This window comes from Pseudomonas sp. TH39(2020) (assembly GCF_016650715.1).
GTDB classification, from domain to species: domain Bacteria; phylum Pseudomonadota; class Gammaproteobacteria; order Pseudomonadales; family Pseudomonadaceae; genus Aquipseudomonas; species Aquipseudomonas mandelii_C.
On the sequence record NZ_JAEKFF010000006.1, the window covers coordinates 1,721,906 to 1,742,296 of the forward strand.

General features: G+C 59.7%; 14 protein-coding genes. 3 read left to right on the forward strand and 11 right to left on the reverse strand.

From position 1 onward, the window contains the following. Positions 1–413 precede the first annotated feature (413 nt). Both JFU47_RS15620 and hutC read right to left on the reverse strand, forming a co-directional pair. Positions 414–983: a HutD/Ves family protein gene (locus tag JFU47_RS15620; RefSeq protein WP_201184067.1), complete on the reverse strand. Its 570-nt coding sequence runs from the start codon at positions 981–983 to the stop codon at positions 414–416. Further along, positions 980–1,690, reverse strand: a complete 711-nt coding sequence (hutC, locus tag JFU47_RS15625; protein ID WP_201185251.1) for a histidine utilization repressor — start codon at positions 1,688–1,690, stop codon at positions 980–982. Before hutC ends, JFU47_RS15620 begins: the two co-directional genes overlap by 4 nt. A 146-nt stretch (positions 1,691–1,836) precedes the next feature. On the opposite strand from hutC, the gene JFU47_RS15630 reads away from it, so the two are divergent. After that, a complete protein-coding gene (locus tag JFU47_RS15630) occupies positions 1,837–3,201 on the forward strand; it encodes a formimidoylglutamate deiminase (RefSeq protein WP_201184070.1) in 1,365 nt (454 codons plus the stop codon). A 67-nt stretch (positions 3,202–3,268) separates the two neighbouring features. Here JFU47_RS15630 and JFU47_RS15635 read toward each other — a convergent pair whose 3' ends face one another. Both JFU47_RS15635 and JFU47_RS15640 read right to left on the reverse strand, forming a co-directional pair. Next, positions 3,269–3,838: a lipocalin family protein gene (locus JFU47_RS15635; RefSeq protein WP_201184072.1), complete on the reverse strand. Its 570-nt coding sequence runs from the start codon at positions 3,836–3,838 to the stop codon at positions 3,269–3,271. A gap of 31 nt (positions 3,839–3,869) precedes the next feature. Beyond that, a complete protein-coding gene (locus JFU47_RS15640) occupies positions 3,870–4,124 on the reverse strand; it encodes a lipoprotein (RefSeq protein ID WP_033055306.1) in 255 nt (84 codons plus the stop codon). A gap of 284 nt (positions 4,125–4,408) precedes the next feature. Here JFU47_RS15640 and JFU47_RS15645 point away from each other — a divergent pair, with 284 nt between their 5' ends. Further along, positions 4,409–6,301, forward strand: coding sequence for a methyl-accepting chemotaxis protein (locus tag JFU47_RS15645; protein WP_201184075.1), 1,893 nt, complete (start codon positions 4,409–4,411; stop codon positions 6,299–6,301). Between the two features lie 117 nt (positions 6,302–6,418). Here the strand turns inward: JFU47_RS15645 and JFU47_RS15650 are convergent, their stop codons facing one another. The 5 genes from JFU47_RS15650 to JFU47_RS15670 form a co-directional block, all read right to left on the reverse strand. Continuing rightward, a complete protein-coding gene (locus JFU47_RS15650; protein ID WP_201184079.1) occupies positions 6,419–7,021 on the reverse strand; it encodes a DUF924 family protein in 603 nt (200 codons plus the stop codon). 3 nt (positions 7,022–7,024) lie between these two features. Further along, positions 7,025–8,035, reverse strand: a complete 1,011-nt coding sequence (locus JFU47_RS15655) for a class 1 fructose-bisphosphatase (RefSeq protein ID WP_140680587.1) — start codon at positions 8,033–8,035, stop codon at positions 7,025–7,027. A gap of 238 nt (positions 8,036–8,273) precedes the next feature. After that, on the reverse strand, positions 8,274–9,647 hold the full coding sequence (locus JFU47_RS15660) for a DUF3999 domain-containing protein (protein ID WP_201184083.1): 1,374 nt from the start codon (positions 9,645–9,647) through the stop codon (positions 8,274–8,276). Beyond that, a complete protein-coding gene (locus JFU47_RS15665; RefSeq protein WP_201184085.1) occupies positions 9,644–13,231 on the reverse strand; it encodes a DUF2339 domain-containing protein in 3,588 nt (1,195 codons plus the stop codon). Before JFU47_RS15665 ends, JFU47_RS15660 begins: the two co-directional genes overlap by 4 nt. A gap of 270 nt (positions 13,232–13,501) precedes the next feature. Beyond that, entirely contained in the window at positions 13,502–15,952 is a 2,451-nt protein-coding gene (locus tag JFU47_RS15670; protein ID WP_201184088.1) for a glycogen/starch/alpha-glucan phosphorylase, read from the reverse strand. A gap of 254 nt (positions 15,953–16,206) precedes the next feature. On the opposite strand from JFU47_RS15670, the gene JFU47_RS15675 reads away from it, so the two are divergent. After that, positions 16,207–16,650 (forward strand): YkgJ family cysteine cluster protein, encoded by a 444-nt coding sequence (locus JFU47_RS15675; protein ID WP_201115328.1) that lies wholly within the window; start codon positions 16,207–16,209, stop codon positions 16,648–16,650. Between the two features lie 188 nt (positions 16,651–16,838). Here JFU47_RS15675 and typA read toward each other — a convergent pair whose 3' ends face one another. Together typA and thiI are read right to left on the reverse strand one after the other, a co-directional pair. Continuing rightward, positions 16,839–18,659, reverse strand: a complete 1,821-nt coding sequence (typA, locus tag JFU47_RS15680) for a translational GTPase TypA (protein ID WP_033055293.1) — start codon at positions 18,657–18,659, stop codon at positions 16,839–16,841. Between the two features lie 139 nt (positions 18,660–18,798). Continuing rightward, positions 18,799–20,253 carry a tRNA uracil 4-sulfurtransferase ThiI gene (gene thiI, locus JFU47_RS15685; RefSeq protein ID WP_140680580.1) on the reverse strand — a complete coding sequence of 485 codons (1,455 nt, stop codon included), beginning with the start codon at positions 20,251–20,253 and terminating at the stop codon, positions 18,799–18,801. Between the last annotated feature and the right edge of the window lie 138 nt (positions 20,254–20,391).

Consider the following 20,391-nt stretch of genomic DNA (forward strand, 5'->3'; position numbering starts at 1 on the left):
AGCGACACAAGCGAATCAGTGGACGTTGCGAGGAGTCTCGATCGACTCATACGCATACGTCTTTACTTGTACATACAAGCATATGCAATCAAGCGGCCAACTTGCTGGATGAGTGTTCAATAAAAGTTTTGAAAGGGCTGGAAGGCGCCTGGATCAAGGGTTTTGGCAAAGATGAAATTTTTTCGGGGGGATTTTGCGAAGAGGGTTGCAGCTGTTACCTGATCGGGGTTTTGCGCCACGCTGGGGCGTTCGGTAACAAAGTGGTGCGCAGTTTCGAATCAGATGATCGTTCCCACGCTCTGCGTGGTAACGCCGCCGGGGACGCTCCGCGTCCGCTGTTGCGACGGTGACGCGGAGCGTCACAGGATGCATTCCCACGCGGGAGCGTGGGAACGATCAGTGGTGATATTGGATCAGCGTGCAGTCAGCTCGATTACACAGCAGGCGCCACTGGTGGAGACTTCCAGCAACTTGGTGTTACCGACGAGTTGCAGGCAATCATGGCGACCGAGTTGTGAGGCACTGTTACCGACCTTCACTTCAAGCTCGTCGGTGACACTAAAAACGAGCACGGTGCCTGCCGAGCTGAAAAACCGCTGCTCGCCGCCCAGCCACTGCAACCGCGCGCGATAACGCTGCGGCGCATAAATCAGGTTGAAGTCGCGGATCGGCCCACCGAGCAATGTGCAGGAAACCTGGCTCTCGCCGCTGAAAGCAAACGGGTCCAGCGGTAACAATGGCCGAGTGTCCTGACCATCAACCCGCAAGGTCATGCCGTCGCCTTGCAGCACAGTGATCACTCGCTCATAGCCGGCGAATGTCGAGAAGCCGCCCGACTCGCCGATATCGGCAATCGACAGGCGCCAGCCGAAACCCTCAAGACCGGTGCCCGCATCGCGGGTGATTTCTTCGGTGCTGCCGCCGCCGTTTTTCCATGGCATGCGCGGGTAATCAACGGCGCGTAAAACCTTCAACTCATTCATTTATGAAAGCGTCCTTCCAGACGATGACGGGAACCGGGGTGGATCAAACGGGCGGCGGTCACTGGCTGACGACCGGACCAGGTGCGGCGACGAATCAGCAGGCACGGCTCGCCCTTTTCAATCTGCAGCAACTTGCATTCGCTGGCCTCGGCCAGAATCGCCTCGACCACGTGTTCGCCTTCGGTCAGCGGCGCGACCTGGTTCAGATAGGCGTATGGCGTTTGCACGGTGAAGTCCTGCTTGAGGTAGTCCGGCGCCACCAGTGCGTTGACGAAACGGTCTTCGATTTGCACCGGGATATCATTTTCGAAATGCACGATCAGCGAGTGAAAGACTTTCTGGCCTTCACGCATGTCCAGGGCCAGTGCGCGCTCGGAACCGGCGGCCTCCTCCTCTAGGGTGATGACCTTGCAGGTGTGGCGATGGCCACGGGAGGCGATTTCGTCGGCGATGTTGTGGACTTCAAACAGCGCGGACTGACTTTTCGGCTCGGCGACGAACGTGCCGACACCTTGCATGCGCACCAGCAGACCGTCGGCGGTCATCTCGCGCAGGGCGCGGTTGATGGTCATGCGGCTGAAACCCAGTTGATTGACCAGCTCGCTTTCCGACGGAACGCGGTAGTGCGGCGGCCAGTTTCCACTGTCGATTTGCTGGGTGATCATCTGTTTGACGCGGGCGTACAAGGGCGCCGGACTGTCGCCCATGTGTGCGGCCAACGGAGAGACTGCAGGCGGAGTCGGCACGGTTAATCCTTGATCGTCTGTTAGAGGTTGCTAGCTTGCCGGAGTTTACCGAGCAGGCAAACGTCTGTATATGTATATACAAATAACACACGATGGGGTGCTGAACCATGTCCGCCTTCTTTGCCGAACGCGCGCTGCTGCCTAGTGGATGGGCCAACAATGTACGTCTTGAGGTCAGCGCCGATGGCGTGTTGACCCATATCCAGGCCGATTCCAACGCAGATGGCGCCGAACGGCTTAGCGGTCCGCTGCTGCCAGGAATGCCGAATTTACACTCCCACGCCTTCCAGCGCGCCATGGCCGGGCTGGCGGAAGTGGCGGGTAATCCGAATGACAGTTTCTGGACCTGGCGCGATTTGATGTATCGCCTCGTCGGAAAAATCAGCCCGGATCAACTCGGCGTCATCGCCCGTCAGCTGTACATCGAAATGCTCAAGGCCGGTTACACCTCGGTTGCGGAATTTCATTACGTACACCACGACACCAACGGCCAGCCTTACGCGGACCCGGCGGAACTGGCGCTACGCATCAGCCAGGCCGCCAGTTCCGCCGGGATCGGCCTGACCCTGCTGCCGGTGCTCTACAGCCATTCCGGTTTCGGCGGCCAGGCCCCGAACGAAGGCCAGCGTCGCTTTATCAACAGCACCGAAAACTACCTCAAGCTTCAGTCGCGCTTGCAGCCGATCCTGACGCAGCAACCGGCGCAGTCGCTGGGTTTGTGTTTCCACTCGTTGCGCGCGGTAACACCGCAGCAGATCAGCGAAGTGCTGGCGGCCAGCGACCAGCAGTGTCCGGTGCACATTCACATCGCCGAGCAGCAGAAGGAAGTCGATGACTGCTTGAGCTGGAGCGGTCGTCGTCCGCTGCAATGGCTGTACGAGAACACCGAAGTCGATCAGCGCTGGTGCCTGGTTCACGCAACCCACGCCAACCCGGAAGAAGTCACGCTGATGGCCAAGAGCCGCGCCATCGCCGGCTTGTGCCTGACCACCGAAGCGAACCTGGGCGACGGCATATTCCCGGCCGTGGATTTCCTCGCTCAGGGCGGCCGCATGGGCATCGGTTCCGACAGCCATGTGTCATTGAGCGTGGTAGAGGAATTGCGTTGGTTGGAATACGGCCAGCGTCTGCGCGACCAACGCCGTAACCGTTTGTATGGCGCGGATCAGCCGATGGTTGGCCGTACGCTATACGACGCGGCGCTGGATGGCGGGGCTCAGGCGCTGGGCCAGCCGATTGGTGCGTTGGAAGTTGGCAAACGTGCAGATTGGCTGGTGCTGGATGGCAATGATCCGTACCTGGCGACAGCCAGTGGCGACGGGATTCTCAATCGTTGGTTGTTTGCCGGTGGCGATCGCCAGGTGCGGGATGTGCTGGTCAATGGCCAGTGGGTTGTGCGCGACGGGCGTCATGCCGCAGAAGAAGAAAGTAATCGCGCGTTCACCCAAGTCCTGCGCGATCTCCTGGGCTGACGCGCCCCACTGATCGTTCCCACGCTCTGCGTGGGAACGATCATGCACATTGGGTCTTCGGTGACGGTTAGTTCGAAGTCTTGGCCATCTGCGTATCTGTCGCGCGCCAGATCAGCCGCGTAGTGTCGTAACCTTGCTGACGCGCCTTGCTCAGCAGTTCCTCACGCACTACGCCATTGACCGTCGGGGTCCGTGACAGCAGCCATAGATACTTGCGGCTCGGGTCGCCAACAATGGCAGTCTTGTAGTCATCGCTGACGTACAACACCCAGTACTCTCCCTTCGCCGCACCCGGAATCAGCCGCGAAAACCAGGTATCGAACTCGACCCACAGCTTGTCGGTTTTGCCCGGGTCCTGTGGCCAGGCCGTGCCTTTGGCCTCTTCCCACTGCCAGTCCGCCGTCAGGCAGCGATTGAGCACCAACACCTTGCCGTCAGGCTTGAGTGTGTAATGGGCTTCAGATTGCGCGCAGTTGCGCTGGAAATACATCGGCAGACGGGCCAACTCGTACCAGGTCCCTTGGTACTTCTTGAGATTGACGCTATTGGCGGTTTTGGGTGCCAACGGATCTACGCCAGACGTGGCGCAGCCGGCCAATACCAGGCCGGCTAAAAGGACTAACAGTAACCGCTTCATTATTTTTCTCCCGTGGGCGTATAACCCCGGATTACTTCAGGCCTTGGCCGGAAAACATCAGCACTTTGTCACCGGCGTACTGCACGCTGATAAAGCTGTTCTTGTCGCCCCAGGTGCAACTGGACATGCCGAGCGCGCCCGAGCAATCGGCGGGTTTGCCCAGCAAGGTTTCTACCTCGGCCTTGGGCATGCCAGACGACAGCTTCGAGTAGTTTTCCTGATTGATCTTGCTGCAAGCGGCCAACAACACGCAGAACGAAAGCAGGGCGATAGATCGCAGCGACATGGTGTAGCTCCTGGGGCGAAGGGGAATGGCATGGCTGCCAAGCAGAAGCTTAGAAGAGAAAACCCCTATCTGGTTCCCTGGTCGCCCGGCTATTTGTTGGGCCGCTCGTCTGCCTTTTTTCGAAAAATCAGCCACTTTCTTTCGCTATTGAGTATTTCGTCGTTTTTCGCAAAAAGCCGCCTAATCTTTGGCGCCGGTCAGTCGACATAAAAGCAGCGCAAAGCCCACGACTGTGGCAAATTGACGCCCCTTTGTTGACCAGCCTCTCCGCGGTAGCTCACTTAATGACCAGAAACATGAAGTTCAGCCACAAGATCCTGTTGGCTGCCGCCCTCGTGGTGGCCGTTGCATTCGCTTGTTTCATCCTCTTCAACGACTACCGCCAGCGGCAAACCCTGCGCAGCAGTACCGAATCCTCGATGCAGGAACTCGGCAGCCTGACCACCAGCAACATCCAGACCTGGCTGGAAAGCCGCATGCAGTTGCTGCAATCGCTGTCCCAGCAGATCGCCGTGGACGGCAGCGCCCTGGCCAACCTCAAGCGCGCCATCGACCTGCCGGCCTACACCGGTAATTTTCAGCTGAGCTACTTCGGTGGCATCGACGGCGTGATGTTCTCGGTCCCGGCCGGCAATCGTGCCGCGGATTACGACCCCCGTGCCCGTGGCTGGTACAAGGCGGCCAACGGTGCACAACAGACCATCGTCACCGAACCTTATATCGCCGCGTCGTCGGGCAAACTGGTGATCACCGTTGCCACCCCGGTGAAATATCAGAATCAAATGATCGGCGTCGCCGGCGCAGACATCGACCTGTCCAGCGTCAGCGCGATCATTAACTCGCTGAACTTCGGCGGCCACGGCCATGCGTTTATCGTCAGTGCCGACGGCAAGATCCTGATCCACCCGGACAGCAAACTGGTGCTCAAGAGCCTGACCGACGCCTACCCGAATGGCGCGCCGAAAGTCAGCCCGGGCATGAAAGAAGTCGAGATCGACGGCAAGACTCAATTCATCTCCTTTACCCACGTCAATGGTGTGCCTTCGGCAGACTGGTACGTGGCGCTCGTGCTGGATAAGGACACCGCGTTCTCGATGCTCAGCGAATTCCGCACCTCGGCGATCATCGCCATGGTCATTGCCGTGGTGATCATCATCGCGTTGCTGGGCATGCTGATCAGCTTCCTGATGCAGCCGCTGCTGACCATGGGCCGCGCCATGCATGACATCGCCGAAGGCGAAGGTGACCTGACCAAACGCCTGACCATTCACGGCCAGGACGAATTCGGTGCACTGGGCACCTCGTTCAACCGTTTTGTAGAGCGTATTCATACGTCGATTCGCGAAGTGTCCTCGGCCACCGGCCAGGTCAACGAAGTCGCGCTGCGTGTGGTTGCCGCGTCGAACTCATCGATGTTCAACTCCGACCAGCAAGCCTCGCGCACCAGCAGCGTGGCAGCAGCGATCAACGAACTGGGTGCCGCTGCACAGGAAATCGCCCAGAACGCCGCCCTCGCCTCTCAGCATTCGAGCGATGCTCGCGCATTGGCCGAGGACGGCCAGCAAGTCGTGGATAAAACCATCGCGGCGATGCAGCAGCTCTCGGCGAAGATCAGCGATTCGTGCGGCAACATCGAAACGCTCAACAGCAACACGGTCAACATCGGGCAGATTCTGGAAGTGATCACCAGCATCTCCCAGCAGACCAACCTGCTGGCACTCAACGCCGCCATCGAAGCGGCCCGTGCCGGTGAAGCGGGTCGCGGTTTTGCCGTGGTAGCGGACGAGGTGCGCAACCTCGCGCACCGTACTCAGGATTCGGCGCAGCAAGTGCAGAAGATGATCGAGGAGCTGCAAGTCGGCGCCCGGGAGGCCGTGATCACCATGACCGACAGCCAGCGCCAAAGCGAAAGCAGCGTCGGCATCGCCAACCAGGCGGGCGAACGTCTGGGCAGCGTGACTCAGCGTATCGGTGAGATCGACGGGATGAACCAGTCGGTGGCGACTGCGACGGAAGAGCAGACAGCTGTGGTGGAGTCGATCAACGTCGACATTACCGAGATCAACACGTTGAACCAGGAAGGTGTGGAGAACTTGCAGTCGACCTTGCGCGCGTGCGCGGATCTTGAGCAGCAGGCGGCGCGGTTGAAACAGTTGGTGGGTAGTTTCCGGATCTAACGTGCTTTTGCGGGCCCCTTCGCGAGCAGGCTCGCTCCCACAGGGGATTTGTGAACGACACAGATCAAATGTGGGAGCGAGCCTGCTCGCGAAGGCGGCATCAGCAACAACAAAGAATCAGAACCGTGACCCAGGTCCCGAAAGAAACGCCAACTCCTCAGCTGTAGACGCCCGCCCCAACACCGCATTGCGATGCGGAAACCGCCCAAACCTGGCAATCACCTGCTGATGCTTCTCGGCGTAGTTCAGATAATCGGTAAACAGTGCTCGATCGCCCCCCGGCTGCTGCGCAACCAGATCGATGTACCTTGAAACCGCCTCGTTCTGCACCACCAGATTCTCGCAATGCTCAAACACCAGATAGATGAATACCCGCTGTATGGGCCGCAACTGCCGATCGAAATCCGCAGCAATGCCTTGCGCAACCAGTGCCTGAGCCCTGAGATCGCCTGAAAAGGATTTGGGAGTGTCGCGAAAGATCATTCGCGGGAGTTGATCGAGCAGCAGCACCAGCGCCAGCCAACCTTCGGGGCGTTGCGCCCACTCGGTCAATCCGCCGGCCAGTGCCTGCTCGACCCAGTCCCCGAAACGCGTGCGCGCTTCGAGGTCCTGGCTGTCACGCTTGCCGAACCATAACTTGCCCTTGTCAGCCGCTATTTCGCTGGAGGATTCGAGGGTTCCGAACCACCATTCGAGCAACGGCTGCCAGGGCGCGGTCATGGTTTATTCCTTGTGGTAAGCCGTAACGCGTTCGACTTCTTCTTTCGAACCGAGGAACACGGCGACACGCTGGTGCAGGCCGTCAGGCTTGATGTCGAGGATGCGCTGATGGCCATCGGTGGAAGCGCCGCCAGCCTGTTCAACCAGGAACGACATCGGGTTGGCTTCGTACATCAGACGCAGCTTGCCCGGCTTGGACGGCTCGCGGCTGTCGCGTGGGTACATGAACAGACCGCCACGGGTCAGGATGCGGTGCACGTCCGCGACCATCGCGGCGACCCAGCGCATGTTGTAGTTCTTTTTCAGCGGGCCTTCTTCGCCAGCCAGCAATTCGCCGACGTAGCGTTGTACCGGCGCTTCCCAGTGACGCTGGTTGGACGAGTTGATCGCGAACTCCTGAGTGGAGGTCGGGATCTTGATGTCTTCATGGGTCAGGACGAAGCTGCCCATTTCGCGGTCCAGGGTGAAGCCTTTTACGCCGTCGCCCAGGGTCAGGATCAACATGGTCTGTGGACCGTAGATCGCGTAACCGGCAGCCACCTGCTCGGTGCCTGGCTGCAGGAAAGCCTTTTCGTTCAAGGGCTCGTTTTGGCTCAGGTATTCGTTCGGGCAACGCAGCACCGAGAAGATCGTACCGACCGGCGCATTGATATCGATGTTCGACGAGCCGTCCAGTGGGTCGAAAACCAGCAGGTACGCGCCTTTCGGGTATTTGCCCGGGATCTGGTAGGCGTTGTCCATTTCTTCGGACGCCATGCCGGCCAGGTGACCGCCCCATTCGTTGGCTTCGAGCAAGATCTCGTTGGAGATCACGTCGAGTTTCTTCTGCACTTCACCTTGGACGTTTTCAGTGCCCATGCTGCCCAGAACACCACCGAGGGCGCCTTTGGACACGGCGTGGTTGATCTCTTTGCAAGCACGCGCCACCACTTCGATCAGGAAACGCAGATCGGCAGGGGTGTTATTGCTACGGGTCTGCTCAATCAAATAGCGACTCAGGGTAACGCGGGACATGGAAGGCTCCGGTGGAATGGGGGGCTAAAAACCCGCGCAGTTTAACGCGAGTCGGGGCGCATTTCCTCCTATCAGACGTGTTACACCCAATAGAGTTCATGCGCCCGGTTGAGCGTAGTTCGAAACCGGCATTTTTACCGACCTAGAAACCGCCATCGCGAGCAAGCTCGCTCCCACAGAGGAATGCGGCCCCTGTGGGAGCGAGCTTGCTCGCGATTGGGGTGCGCAGCACCCGCCTTCAGGGTTTGACTGGTGGCTTGCGCAACAGACTGAACGCCATCGCGCCCAGGAACAAAACGCTCAGCAGCAACACCGCCCACAGCCCAATTTTCTTCCAGTTTGTGTCGATCGTCGTCGCCGTTGTCACGGTCGACGCTGGTGTGGCCACCGCCCCGCCGTCCACCGTAGCCTTGCCCAACGTCGTCAACTTTGCAGCGCTGTAATCCGGAATCAACGTCGACAGCGGCAGGTTCGCCGCCTTCACCGTGGCACTTCCCAGCGCGAGCGTATAAGGCCCCGCCCCGCGCGCCAGGAACACCAGTTGAATGGAGCGCACGGCGAATCGCACAGTCGGTGCCTCGGCACCCAGACCGCCGCCGCGCTCGTCCACCGTCAGCTTCAACTGCTGAACGGTTTGCCCCGACAGCTGCAATTCGTTCTGCACCACGTCCTGGCCACTCTGGGTCAGGCGATAGAGCAAACCGCTGCTCATCGGCTGCCACGGCAGGCTGCTTTCCCGACGACCGGACAAGGTCACGGGCGCCAAACTGTTGGGCTGACTCAACTCGACCTGCAAGCGCTCGACATTCAGCCCCATGGGTAATTGCCAGGTGTATTCACCGGCCTTTACGCTGCTGCCGGCCAGCGGTTGCGACCAGACAAGCGGTAGCGGCAGGCTGCGGGTCTTGGCGCTTTGCAGTTGAGCCGAGGTCAACGTCGGTGCCGATTGCGGCGTGTTCCATAGCAAGCGCAGATAACGGGCCGACTGACCCGGCAGGGTGACTTCATGTTGCTCGACCTGCTCGTCGGCAAACGTCAGGCGGGCCACCTGCCCTTCGCCCCATGCCTGCCAATGCTGCAGGTCGTCGCTGGCTTCGATGGTGAAACGCTGAAAGCCATCGCGTTCGCTGGTCCAGTCGAGAATCAACTGCTGCAACGGTGCCTTGATGCTGCTGGCGTCGAGCAACCAGCCGCGCAGCATTTCTTCCCCCGCCTCCAGCTGACTGGACGGCTGCACTTCGACCAGCGTGCCATTGGCGCTCGATTGCACCCGCACGCTCGGCGCGTGCTCGGTGGAATCCGCCGAGTTGTACAGCGGGAACCACTTCACGTCAGTCAGGGTGCGGTTTTCGCTGGTCTGCGACGGCGCGCGCGCCAAGGAATACGCCTGAGCCTCACCGGCGGCATTGAACACACGCACATCGCTAAGATCGGTTTGCCGCGCATTCAATTGCACGTTCAACGGCATTTCGAGGCGATACCACGGACCTTCGCCGCTGACCGACAACGGCACCTGCGTGGCGAAGTCCGCCGGTTTTTCCTGAGCGCTGGCCGACAGCGCCACACCCAGCGCAACGGCGCCCAACCAGACAAGGTTCAGCTTCTGACTCAAGACGACACTCCTTCGGTTTGCGGGGCCGGTTTTTCAGCCTCCGGCTCAGCATCAGCGCGCTTGGGCGGCAATGGGGCGAAATAGCCCACCACCAACAGCAACACGCCAACGCCGATAAACGAGACGATCCGGGCGAGTCCGCCGCGGTTACTCAACTCAACAAAGAACAGTTTGGCCACCACTACACCGATCAGCGCCGCACCGATCAGCCAGACTTCACGGCGATGACGCAGATGGCCGCCGATCATCAGACTCAGGGCCATCAAGGTCCAGACGATGGACAGACCGGCCTGCACCAGCATGGATTCGAGCAACGCCTCCAGCGCGTACGGCACGCCGCCCCAATGATGGGCCGTGCGCATCACCAGCGCCGTGAAGAACACAAACAGCGAGGCGCCAGCGATCAGTTGCGTGGCGTGTTCGGCATAGTCTTTGCGAATCGCCGTTTGCGCCACGGCGCTGCGAGACCAGACATACACCCCGAACAGCGCAAACAGCAGGCCCAACTCCAGTGGGTTGATCAGCGGCACGTAAGGCAACGGCTCGGCGGTGCCGTCGCTGACGACGTTCGCCAGCCAGAACCAACCGAGCATCAGCAACGCCAGCGGTGCCGCCGCGTACACACGGTATTCGCGCGAATAAGCCGACACCGGCCATGGCCAGGCACGGGGTGCCGCCATCAGCACCAGATACAGGCTCGGCAGAATTGCCCAACCCAACCAGCGCCACGCGTTGTACTGCTCAGACAACAGCAGCAGGCCGTAACGCAGCTCCAGGGCTAACACACCGATCAACAGCCAGCAGCCGAGCACATGGGCAGTACTGAGGGCACGCGCCGGCAACATCGGTGCCAAACGCCGCAGAGAGATGAAGTGCACAACGAACACGCCCGCCCATGCCAGCCAACCTATGTTGGCCGCCGGGTGATAACGCGAGTGCCAGGCAGCCAGCAACACCAAACCGGCCGCAGGTATCAGCAAGGTGCAGAGCAAGCCCAGCGACGACCAATTCAAACGCAACGCCAACACCGCCCACAGCGCAACGCTCAGCGCCGCGACCGCCAGCAATAACGTCGCTTGCAGATTCAACGGTGCGAAGCGCAGCACTTCACTGACCCACGCCAGCGCCCACCAACCCGCGCCCCACACCAGCAATACTTCGGACAAACGTTGCAAGCTCAGCACATCGAAGGCCGAGGCATGGTTGCCGAGCTGCAAGCGCCAAGCGCCAACCATCGCGGCCAGGCCCAACACCAGCGGCGTCCAGAAACCGCTATGAGCCAACGGGCGCAAACCTTCGCTGCCCAGCGGTCCGAGCAAATCAGGCCCGGCCATCAGGAACGCCGCGCCGCCGATGACCTGCAACAACAAACCGAAGACAAAACTCACGCGCTGCTTGAGGTACAGACTCAGCCAGATAATGAACAGACCGCTGGCCGCCCATACCGCACTCGCCGTTTGCCACGGCAGGACGAACAGCACCGCCAGATTGATCAACACCAGACCGGCGAGCAACACCACCGACAAGCCGCGAAGCAATCGCACGTCGCTTCGGACCATCTCATCGCGCGCCGCCAGCAACATGCCAGCGATCAGCGCCAGGCCGATCAACGACGCGCTCAGCAGACCGCTCCAACCCGCACTGAACACGGCGCCAGACTCACCGCTCGAACCCTGTAGCCGCAACAGGAACAACGCACCGCCGAGCAACTGCACGGCGAACGCGGTGAACAGGAAGGTGCGCGATTGCAGACGCAAGCCAACAAACAACGTCGCCAACCCCGCCAGCGCCCAACTGATCGCCGTGCCGTGAGTGAAGAAGAACAACGGCGCCAGCAGATAGAGGAAGGTCAGACCGAGGCAGGCCAATATCGGCAACCCTTTGCGCTCCCATTCCGACGCCTGCTCGGGCACGGCTTTGCGCAACTGGTAGAAGCTGAACAACAACGCCACGCCAAGCATCAACGCACCGAGCGGCGCACCGTCGAGCAGGCTGCTTTCACCGATCCGCAGCTCGCTGATAAACGCCAGCGCCGAGCCCAATTGCAGCAGCAAGGCAAAGGCTCGGGCCAGCGGTCGTTGCTGACGCAGGCCCAGCCAGAAGATGCCGGCGCCTTCGACGGCCCAGGCAGCAGCGGTCCAGCGGGCATCGAGCCCTAACGGAATCGCCAGGCTGGCGAAGATCACCCCCAACGCCAGACAGGTTTCCGCCAGCAACAACGCTCGTCCGCCCATCAGCAGCCGCGCCAGGCCCATGTAAATCATGCCCAACGCCAACGCGCTGAAGGCTGCGGCGAATTCAAAGTGCTGGACCAATGCGAACTGCAAACCGAAGCCCACCAACGGAGGACCGAACAGCATTGTGCCGTCGACGTAATCGCCCTTGCGCGCCGACCAGTGCAGAAGCGCTTCACGACTGTCGTCCTCGGGGGCGTCGCTCATTTCCAGCAACTTGCGCCGGGCGAACAGCAGACCAATGGCCAGGTACATCAGGAAAAAAACAATCAGGAACGGCTCAGTGCTCCATAACAATTCCGGGGTATAGGAACGCAGGCCCCAGGCGAAACCGATGCCGAAGGTGCCGACGAAGCCGATCAGGTTGAGCAGCCGCCAGGCCTTGAACCAGGCGATGGCGAGGATGCCGGCGTTGAGCAAGGCGAAGTAGCTGAACAACGCGACATGGTTGCCGGCACCGGTGGAGGTCAGGATCGGCGCGGCAAAACCGCCCAACGCTGCAGCGGCAGCCAGGCCCAAGGCATCCTGGGTGATGGCAAGAATCGCCGAGAACACCGTCACCGCGACCAGCAGGCCTAACGCCGCCGCAGGATCGAGCAGCGGATGCAGGCGCATCGCAGCAAACACGGTCAGGTACAACACCGCGATCCCGGTGCCTTGCAACATCAACGCGTAATGGCTGTTGCGTGTTCTGAGCCACCAACCCAGCCCCAGAAGCCCCAACGCAGCCGCCGCAACACCGGCGTAACGCAACTCGATCGGCACCACCATGCCTTCAGTGGCGTAACGCAGCAGGAAGGCCAGGCCGAGAAACAACAGCACCACACCGACCCGCAGCACAGTGTTGCCGCCGAACAGCCAGTTGCGGGCGCCACTGATGGCCCGGTCGATGAAATTCGGTCCACGCGGGATAGCGGGTTGTTGCGGCTCGCGGGCGACCGGTTCGGGTCTCCAGGCATCGACGGGCACTGGACGGCTGGCTTCAGCGGCGGCCGCGGTGATCGGTTCGAGTTCGGGAGGGAGTTCCCAGATCAACTCCGGGGCTTCGACAGGGATTTCGTCGAGCGTGAATTCAGGAGGTGCAGCGGCTTCGCTGGCAACGGGCTCACTGGTTTGTGGCGCCCTGACGCCTGATACCTCCAGCAATGCCAGACGTTGCTCGACCGCATTCAGCGCCACCTGCGCCTGTTCAAGCAGCCGGCGCTGCTGGCCAGCTTGTGAACCCAAGCTGCCAATGCGAATGGCCTGGCCAATACCCAACCCGAGCAGCCCGCCCAGCAGCGCATCGCTGAACGACTCGTCGAGTACCCAGCCCAGCACCAGCCCAATCAGCATGAACATCCATTGCATGGTCGATATCCCTAAGCGGCCCCGCTGCGGGGCGAATCCGGGTAAAGCAGCATCTGGCTGAGTTTAGTGTGAAACCACACAAACCTGTGGGAGCGAGCCTGCTCGCGATGTGGCCTTAACATTCAGCATTAATGTTGAATGTCAGTCCGCTTTCGCGAGCAGGCTCGCTCCCACAATGGATCGCCGTGCATACCGCCCGGTGTAACCGGCGCTTAGTATATCGGCCAGGCCCAACAACCGTCGGGCCTTGCTCGCAATTATTGCTAAAAGTTACTCCAGCGCTTTCCAGATATCCGTGGCGTACTCGCGAATGGTCCGGTCGGAGGAGAACCAGCCCATACGGGAAGTGCTCAACACCGCCGAACGCCACCATGCTTGAGAATCGTGCCAATGGGCTTCAACGCGCATCTGCGCCTCCCAGTAAGAGTCGAAATCGGCGCAGACCAGGAAGCGATCGTAGTCGATCAGCGAATCGATCAATCCTGTGTAACGGGAAGGATCATCCGGCGAGAACACCCCGCCGCGTATCGCTTGAAGCACGTCATTAAGCCGATGGGATGCCGCAATATCCGGCGTCGCGTTGAACTCATGGTTCTGCTTGCGCGCTTCAACCTGCTGAGCGGTGAGGCCGAAGATGAACATGTGTTCGGCGCCGATGAACTCGCACATTTCCACGTTGGCCCCGTCCAGGGTGCCTATGGTCAGCGCGCCGTTCAGGCCGAACTTCATGTTGCTGGTGCCCGAGGCTTCGAAACCTGCGGTGGAAATCTGCTCCGACAAATCCGCTGCAGGGATGATGCTTTCCGCCAGGCTGACGTTGTAGTTGGGCAAGAACACCACTTTCAGCAAACCGCGCACGGTCGGGTCGTTGTTCACCACCCGGGCGATGTCGTTGGTCAATTTGATGATCAGCTTGGCCTGGTGATAACTGGCCGCCGCCTTGCCGGCGAAGATCTTCACCCGCGGCACCCAATCGATTTCCGGCTCGGCGCGAATGGCCTGATACAGCGCAACGGTGTGCAACAGGTTGAGCAACTGACGTTTGTATTCGTGGATCCGTTTGACCTGTACGTCGAACATCGCGGCCGGGTTGACCGCGACCCCCAGTCGTTCGTGAATGATGTACGCCAGGGCTTTTTTGCTGTGCAGGCGCTGCTCGGCGAAAGCTTTGCGGAACGCGGCTTTCTCGGCGAACGGTTCCAGGTCGCGCAAACGTGCTTCGGCGTTGTCCAGCAGATCCGGGCCGAGGGCGTCGACCATCATCGAGGTCAGCTCCGGGTTGGCCTGGTAGAGCCAGCGGCGGAAGGTGATGCCGTTGGTCTTGTTGTTGATCCGGTCCGGGTAGATTTTGTGCAGTTCGGAGAACACGGTTTTGCGCATCAGTTGCGTGTGCAACGCGGACACACCGTTGACACTGTGGGAGCCAAGGAACGCGAGGTTGCCCATGCGCACGCGGCGGCCGTTGTCTTCCTCGATCAGCGACACCGCACGCAGGACCTCGAAGTCATGGATACCCTTGGCCCGCAACGAATCGATGTGCTGGGCGTTGATCAGGTAAATGATCTGCATGTGCCGCGGTAGCATCCGCTCCATCAAACCGACCGGCCAGGTTTCCAGCGCTTCCGGCAGCAGCGTGTGGTTGGTGTAGGACAGCGTGTCGACGGTGACCTGCCACGCCGCATCCCACGCGACGTCATAGACATCGACCAGCTGACGCATCAGTTCGGCCACGGCAATCGAGGGGTGGGTGTCGTTGAGCTGGATCGCGGCATGATCGCCCAGGGTCAGGACCGAGGTGTGCATGTTGCGATGGCGGCGCAGCAAGTCCTGCAAGGACGCGGCGACGAAGAAATACTCCTGACGCAGGCGCAGTTCCTGGCCGGCTTCGGTGCTGTCCGCCGGGTAGAGCACCCGGGAAATACTTTCGGCCCGGGCGACTTCTGCCACGGCGCCCAAGTGGTCGCCGGCGTTGAAGCGTTCCAGGTGCAAATCTTCCATGGCCCGGGCGCGCCACAGCCGCAGCGTGTTGACGCTCGCTCCGCGCCAGCCGACGACCGGCGTGTCGTAAGCAATGGCGCGAACGGTTTCCGCTGGCGTCCAGACTTGCTTGGACTTGCCTGCTTCGTCGGTGACGGTTTCGACACTGCCGCCGAAACCGATCGGGTAAACGACCTCTGGCCGTTCAAACTCCCAAGGGTTACCGAAATCCAGCCAGTGTTCGGTCTGTTCCTGTTGCCAGCCGTCGACGATGGCCTGGCGGAACAAGCCGTGTTCGTAACGAATGCCGTAACCGTGGCCGGCAATGCCGAGGGTCGACATGCTTTCCATGAAGCAGGCGGCCAGACGACCGAGGCCACCGTTGCCCAGCGCTGCGTCGGGCTCCAGCAGGCGGATGCGCTCAAGGTCGACGCCGAGCTCAGTCAGGGCCTCGCGGGCGACGTCCAGCAGGCCAAGGTTGCTCAGGCTGTCGTAGAGCAGACGGCCGATCAGAAATTCGAGGGAGAGGTAATAAACCCGCTTTTGACCTTTGCGGTAAATCTGCCGGGTGTGATCCATCCAGTGCTCGACCATGTGATCGCGCGCCGCCAGGGCAATGGCTTCGAACCAGTCGTGGTCGAAGGCGTGATCCGGGTCTTTGCCCACCGCGTAGGTGAGTTTGGTCAAGACGGCGTCGCGGAATGCGGCCACCTCTGCTTCGCGAACAAGTGGTTCTTGAGTCATTGATAGGACCTCGAGCGAGCGTGGAGTTGTTGAGCCTAGACGGTCTGACAGGCCGTTGGAACTCTGGTTCGGCAGTTTTTCCCGTTAGTGTGAGATAGATCGACATTACCTTGTCGCGCACCGGAAAGAATGCAGGGGCCGTGCCGGGTTACAGGTGTTATTGGGCGGCATACGAAAAAATCTGGCGAAAGGTTGTTCAAAAATCCACCAGTCCCGGTATGATCGCGCGCCCTGATGCACGCTGGTAACAACCGATGATGAAGTCCAACCTGATCGCCGCCGCGGAGATCGATCGCCTCGATACCTGGGCCAAGTACTCCGCCCCGATGTGTGGTTCGTGCGTTTCCAGCTGCTGCACCCTGCCGGTCGAGGTCAAGATCAAGGATCTGATCCGTATCGGCATCGTCGATGAGTTCGAGCGCGGCGAGCCGCCGAAGAACATCGCCAAGCGTTTGCAGAAGGAAGGGATCGTCGAGCGTTACAACCAGAAATCCGAGATCTTCACCCTTCAGCGCATGAGCAACAACGATTGCCTGTACCTGGATCGTAAGAGCCGTCTGTGCACTATTTATGAAAAGCGCCCGGATACTTGCCGCAACCACCCGAAAATCGGGCCGCGGCCAGGGTATTGCGCGTATAAGCCCAAAGAAGTGGCGCGTGAGACCAGCAGCTCGCGTCGCACGCTCGAAAAATTCTGATCCAGAATCTCGCTGCCTGACAAACCGCCTTCGCGAGCAGGCTCGCTCCCACATTGAAATATGTTCCCTGTGGGAGCGAGCCTGCTCGCGAAAGGGCCGGAACAAACACCGCACAAACCCCAGACAAACAAAAACGCCCCCGACCTTGCGGTCGGGGGCGTTTTTTTAAGCGCTAACTAAGTCGAAACTCAGTTACCGGCTTTCTTGGCAGCGCGGGTACGCTCGCTTTCGCCCAGGATCTTCTTACGAAGACGGATGGACTTAGGAGTGACTTCGCACAGTTCGTCTTCTTGCACGAACTCAAGCGCTTGTTCCAGGGTGAAACGGATAGGCGGAACCAAAGCGATGGTTTCGTCTTTACCCGAGGCACGCATGTTGTCGAGCTTCTTGCCTTTGGTTGGGTTAACGCCCAGGTCGTTGTCGCGGCTGTTGATGCCGACGATTTGACCTTCGTACACGTCTTCACCGTGACCCAGGAACAGTTTGCCGCGAGCTTGCAGGGTTTCCAGCGAGTAAGTCAGAGCCTTACCGGTAGCAACCGAAACCAGCACGCCGTTCTGACGGCCGGACATATCGCCGGACTTCATCACGTCGTAACGGTCGAAGATCGAGGTCAGGATGCCTGCACCGGAGGTCAGGGTCAGGAACTCGTTACGGAAACCGATCAAGCCACGAGCCGGGATGTTGTACTCAAGGCGCACACGGCCCTTGCCATCCGGAACCATGTTGGTCAGGTCGCCCTTACGGATACCGATCTGTTCCATGATCGAACCTTGCGATTCTTCTGGCAGGTCGATGGTCACGTTTTCGTACGGTTCGTGCTTGACGCCGTCAACCATGCGGATGATCACTTCCGGACGACCAACACCCATTTCGAAGCCTTCGCGACGCATGGTTTCGATCAGTACCGAGAGGTGCAACTCACCACGGCCGGAGACTTTGAACTTGTCGGCGGTGTCGCCTTCTTCAACGCGCAGAGCAACGTTGTAGAGCAGTTCTTTGTCCAGACGTTCCTTGATGTTACGGCTGGTGACGAACTTGCCTTCACGACCGCAGAACGGCGAGTCGTTAACCTGGAAGGTCATGGAAACGGTTGGTTCGTCAACGGTCAGCGGCTTCATCGCTTCGACGTTCAGTGGGTCGCACAGAGTGTCGGAGATGAACAGCTGGTCGAAGCCGCTGATGCAGACGATGTCGCCGGCAGCTGCTTCGTCAACGTCGATACGGTGCAGACCGTGGTGACCCATCAGTTTCAGGATACGACCGTTACGGCGCTTGCCGTCGGCGTCGATAGCCACAACTTGAGTGTTCGGCTTGACGCGACCACGGGCGATACGGCCAACGCCGATAACACCCAGGAAGCTGTTGTAGTCCAGTGCCGAGATTTGCATCTGGAACGGACCGTCACGGTCAACTTTTGGAGCCGGTACGTGGTCAATGATCGCCTGGTACAGCGGGGTCATGTCTTCAGCCATGTCGGTGTGTTCCAGACCGGCAATGCCGTTCAGGGCCGAGGCGTAGACGACTTTGAAGTCCAGCTGTTCTTCGGTAGCACCCAGGTTGTCGAACAGGTCGAAGATCTGGTCCAGAACCCAGTCCGGACGCGCGCCTGGACGGTCAACCTTGTTGATGACCACGATTGGACGCAGGCCGGCTTCGAAAGCCTTCTTGGTCACGAAACGGGTTTGCGGCATAGGGCCGTCTTGAGCGTCAACCAGCAGCAGAACGGAGTCAACCATCGACATTACGCGTTCAACTTCGCCGCCGAAGTCGGCGTGGCCCGGGGTGTCCACGATGTTGATGTGGTGGCCGTTCCAGTTGATGGCGGTGTTTTTCGCCAGAATGGTAATACCGCGCTCTTTCTCCTGGTCGTTGGAGTCCATCACGCGCTCGTCGTTGAGCTCGTTGCGCTCCAGGGTGCCGGATTGACGCAAGAGTTTGTCTACCAGGGTGGTCTTACCATGGTCAACGTGAGCAATGATGGCGATGTTGCGTAGATTTTCGATCACTTGTGTATCTCGATCAGAGGATTCGGTGTGCTGACAAGTCTTGGCAGCGATTAACAGTAGAGTCCGGCAAAGCCGTTACAGCTTGACGGCGGCGTCGGGGGGCCGGTGACGCAGGCCACAGGCAAACAGCCCCGGGCACTTAGCTCGGTCGATAAACGCGCACATTGGCATGCCCCTCACTGAGCAAATGGTGGGCATGCAGGCGACTCATCACGCCTTTGTCGCAATACAGCAGGTACTGGCGAGTAGGGTCCAGTTCCTTGAAACGAGCGTTCAATGCATAAAACGGCATCGCTTGTACCTCAATGCCAACAAGGCCCAGCGGGTCGTCTTCAGCGGCATCCGGATGACGGATATCGATGACGATCTGACCAGCCAGCGCTTCACTGACTTCTTCGATCTGCAAGTCCTGGCCCAATTCGTCGATCACACGATCGATCGGCACCAGTTTGGCGTTCTCGAGCGCACGCTCAAGTACTGCCATGTCGAACTGTTGTTCTTCGTACTCCACGCGTGGACGCTTGGCGTGGGTCTTGGGGTTCACCGAGATGACCCCGCAGTATTCCGGCATGTGCTTGGCGAAGTCGGCAGTACCGATTTCGTTGGCCAGGTCGATGATGTCCTGCTTGTGACTGGCGATCAGCGGACGCAAGACCAGCTTGTCGGTCACGCAGTCGATCACGGACAGGTTCGGCAGCGTCTGGCTCGACACCTGGGAAATCGCTTCGCCGGTGACCAGCGCATCGATCTCCAGCCGATCGGCAATACGGGAAGCAGCGCGCAACATCATACGCTTCAAAACCACGCCCATATGACTGTTATCGACTTTACCGAGAATTTCTCCCAGTACTTCCTCGAACGGCACACTCACAAATAACACGCGTTGGGAGCTGCCGTACTTCTTCCAGATGAAGTGCGCGACTTCCATAACGCCCAGTTCATGGGCTCGTCCGCCCAGATTGAAGAAGCAGAAATGGCTCATCAGCCCGCGCCGCATGATCTGGTAAGCAGCAACAGTGGAATCGAAGCCGCCGGACATCAGCACAAGCGTCTGTTCCAGGGCACCCAGCGGATAACCGCCGATGCTGTTGTGCTGGCTGTGGATCACAAACAACCGTTTGTCGCGAATTTCGAGGCGAACTTCGATTTCCGGCTCTTTCAGCGAGATTCCGGCGGCGCCGCACTGACGACGCAGTTGGCTGCCGACGTATTTCTCGACGTCCATCGAACTGAATTCATGCTTGCCGGCACGCTTGCAGCGCACCGAAAAAATCTTCCCGGCCAACGCATCACCAAAGTGCTGCTTGCACTTGGCGACGATGTCGTCGAAGTCACCCAGCGGGTATTCGTCGACTTGCAGGAAATGCGCGATGCCCGGCATGCAGCTCAGGCGCTCGGTCATCTCCTTCAGGGCTTTGGGCTCGCTGACGCGGGTTTCCAGCTCGAGATTGTCCCACACACCGTTCACCACCACAGCCGGGTCCAGGTCGCGGAGCACGGTACGGATGTTTTTGGCCAACTGGCGGATGAAACGCATCCGTACCGGGCGGCTCTTGATGGTGATCTCGGGGAAGACTTTTACGATTAGTTTCATGAAAACAGCGCGCGCTGGGCCAGCCGAAAAAGGGGGGCGCGGATTATAGCGGAAATTGCTCAAGGTTTAACCAGTTAATGTGCAGAAGGTTTTGCGCGCACCAAAACAGGTCATTTACTGGAATTAACGCTACATTAC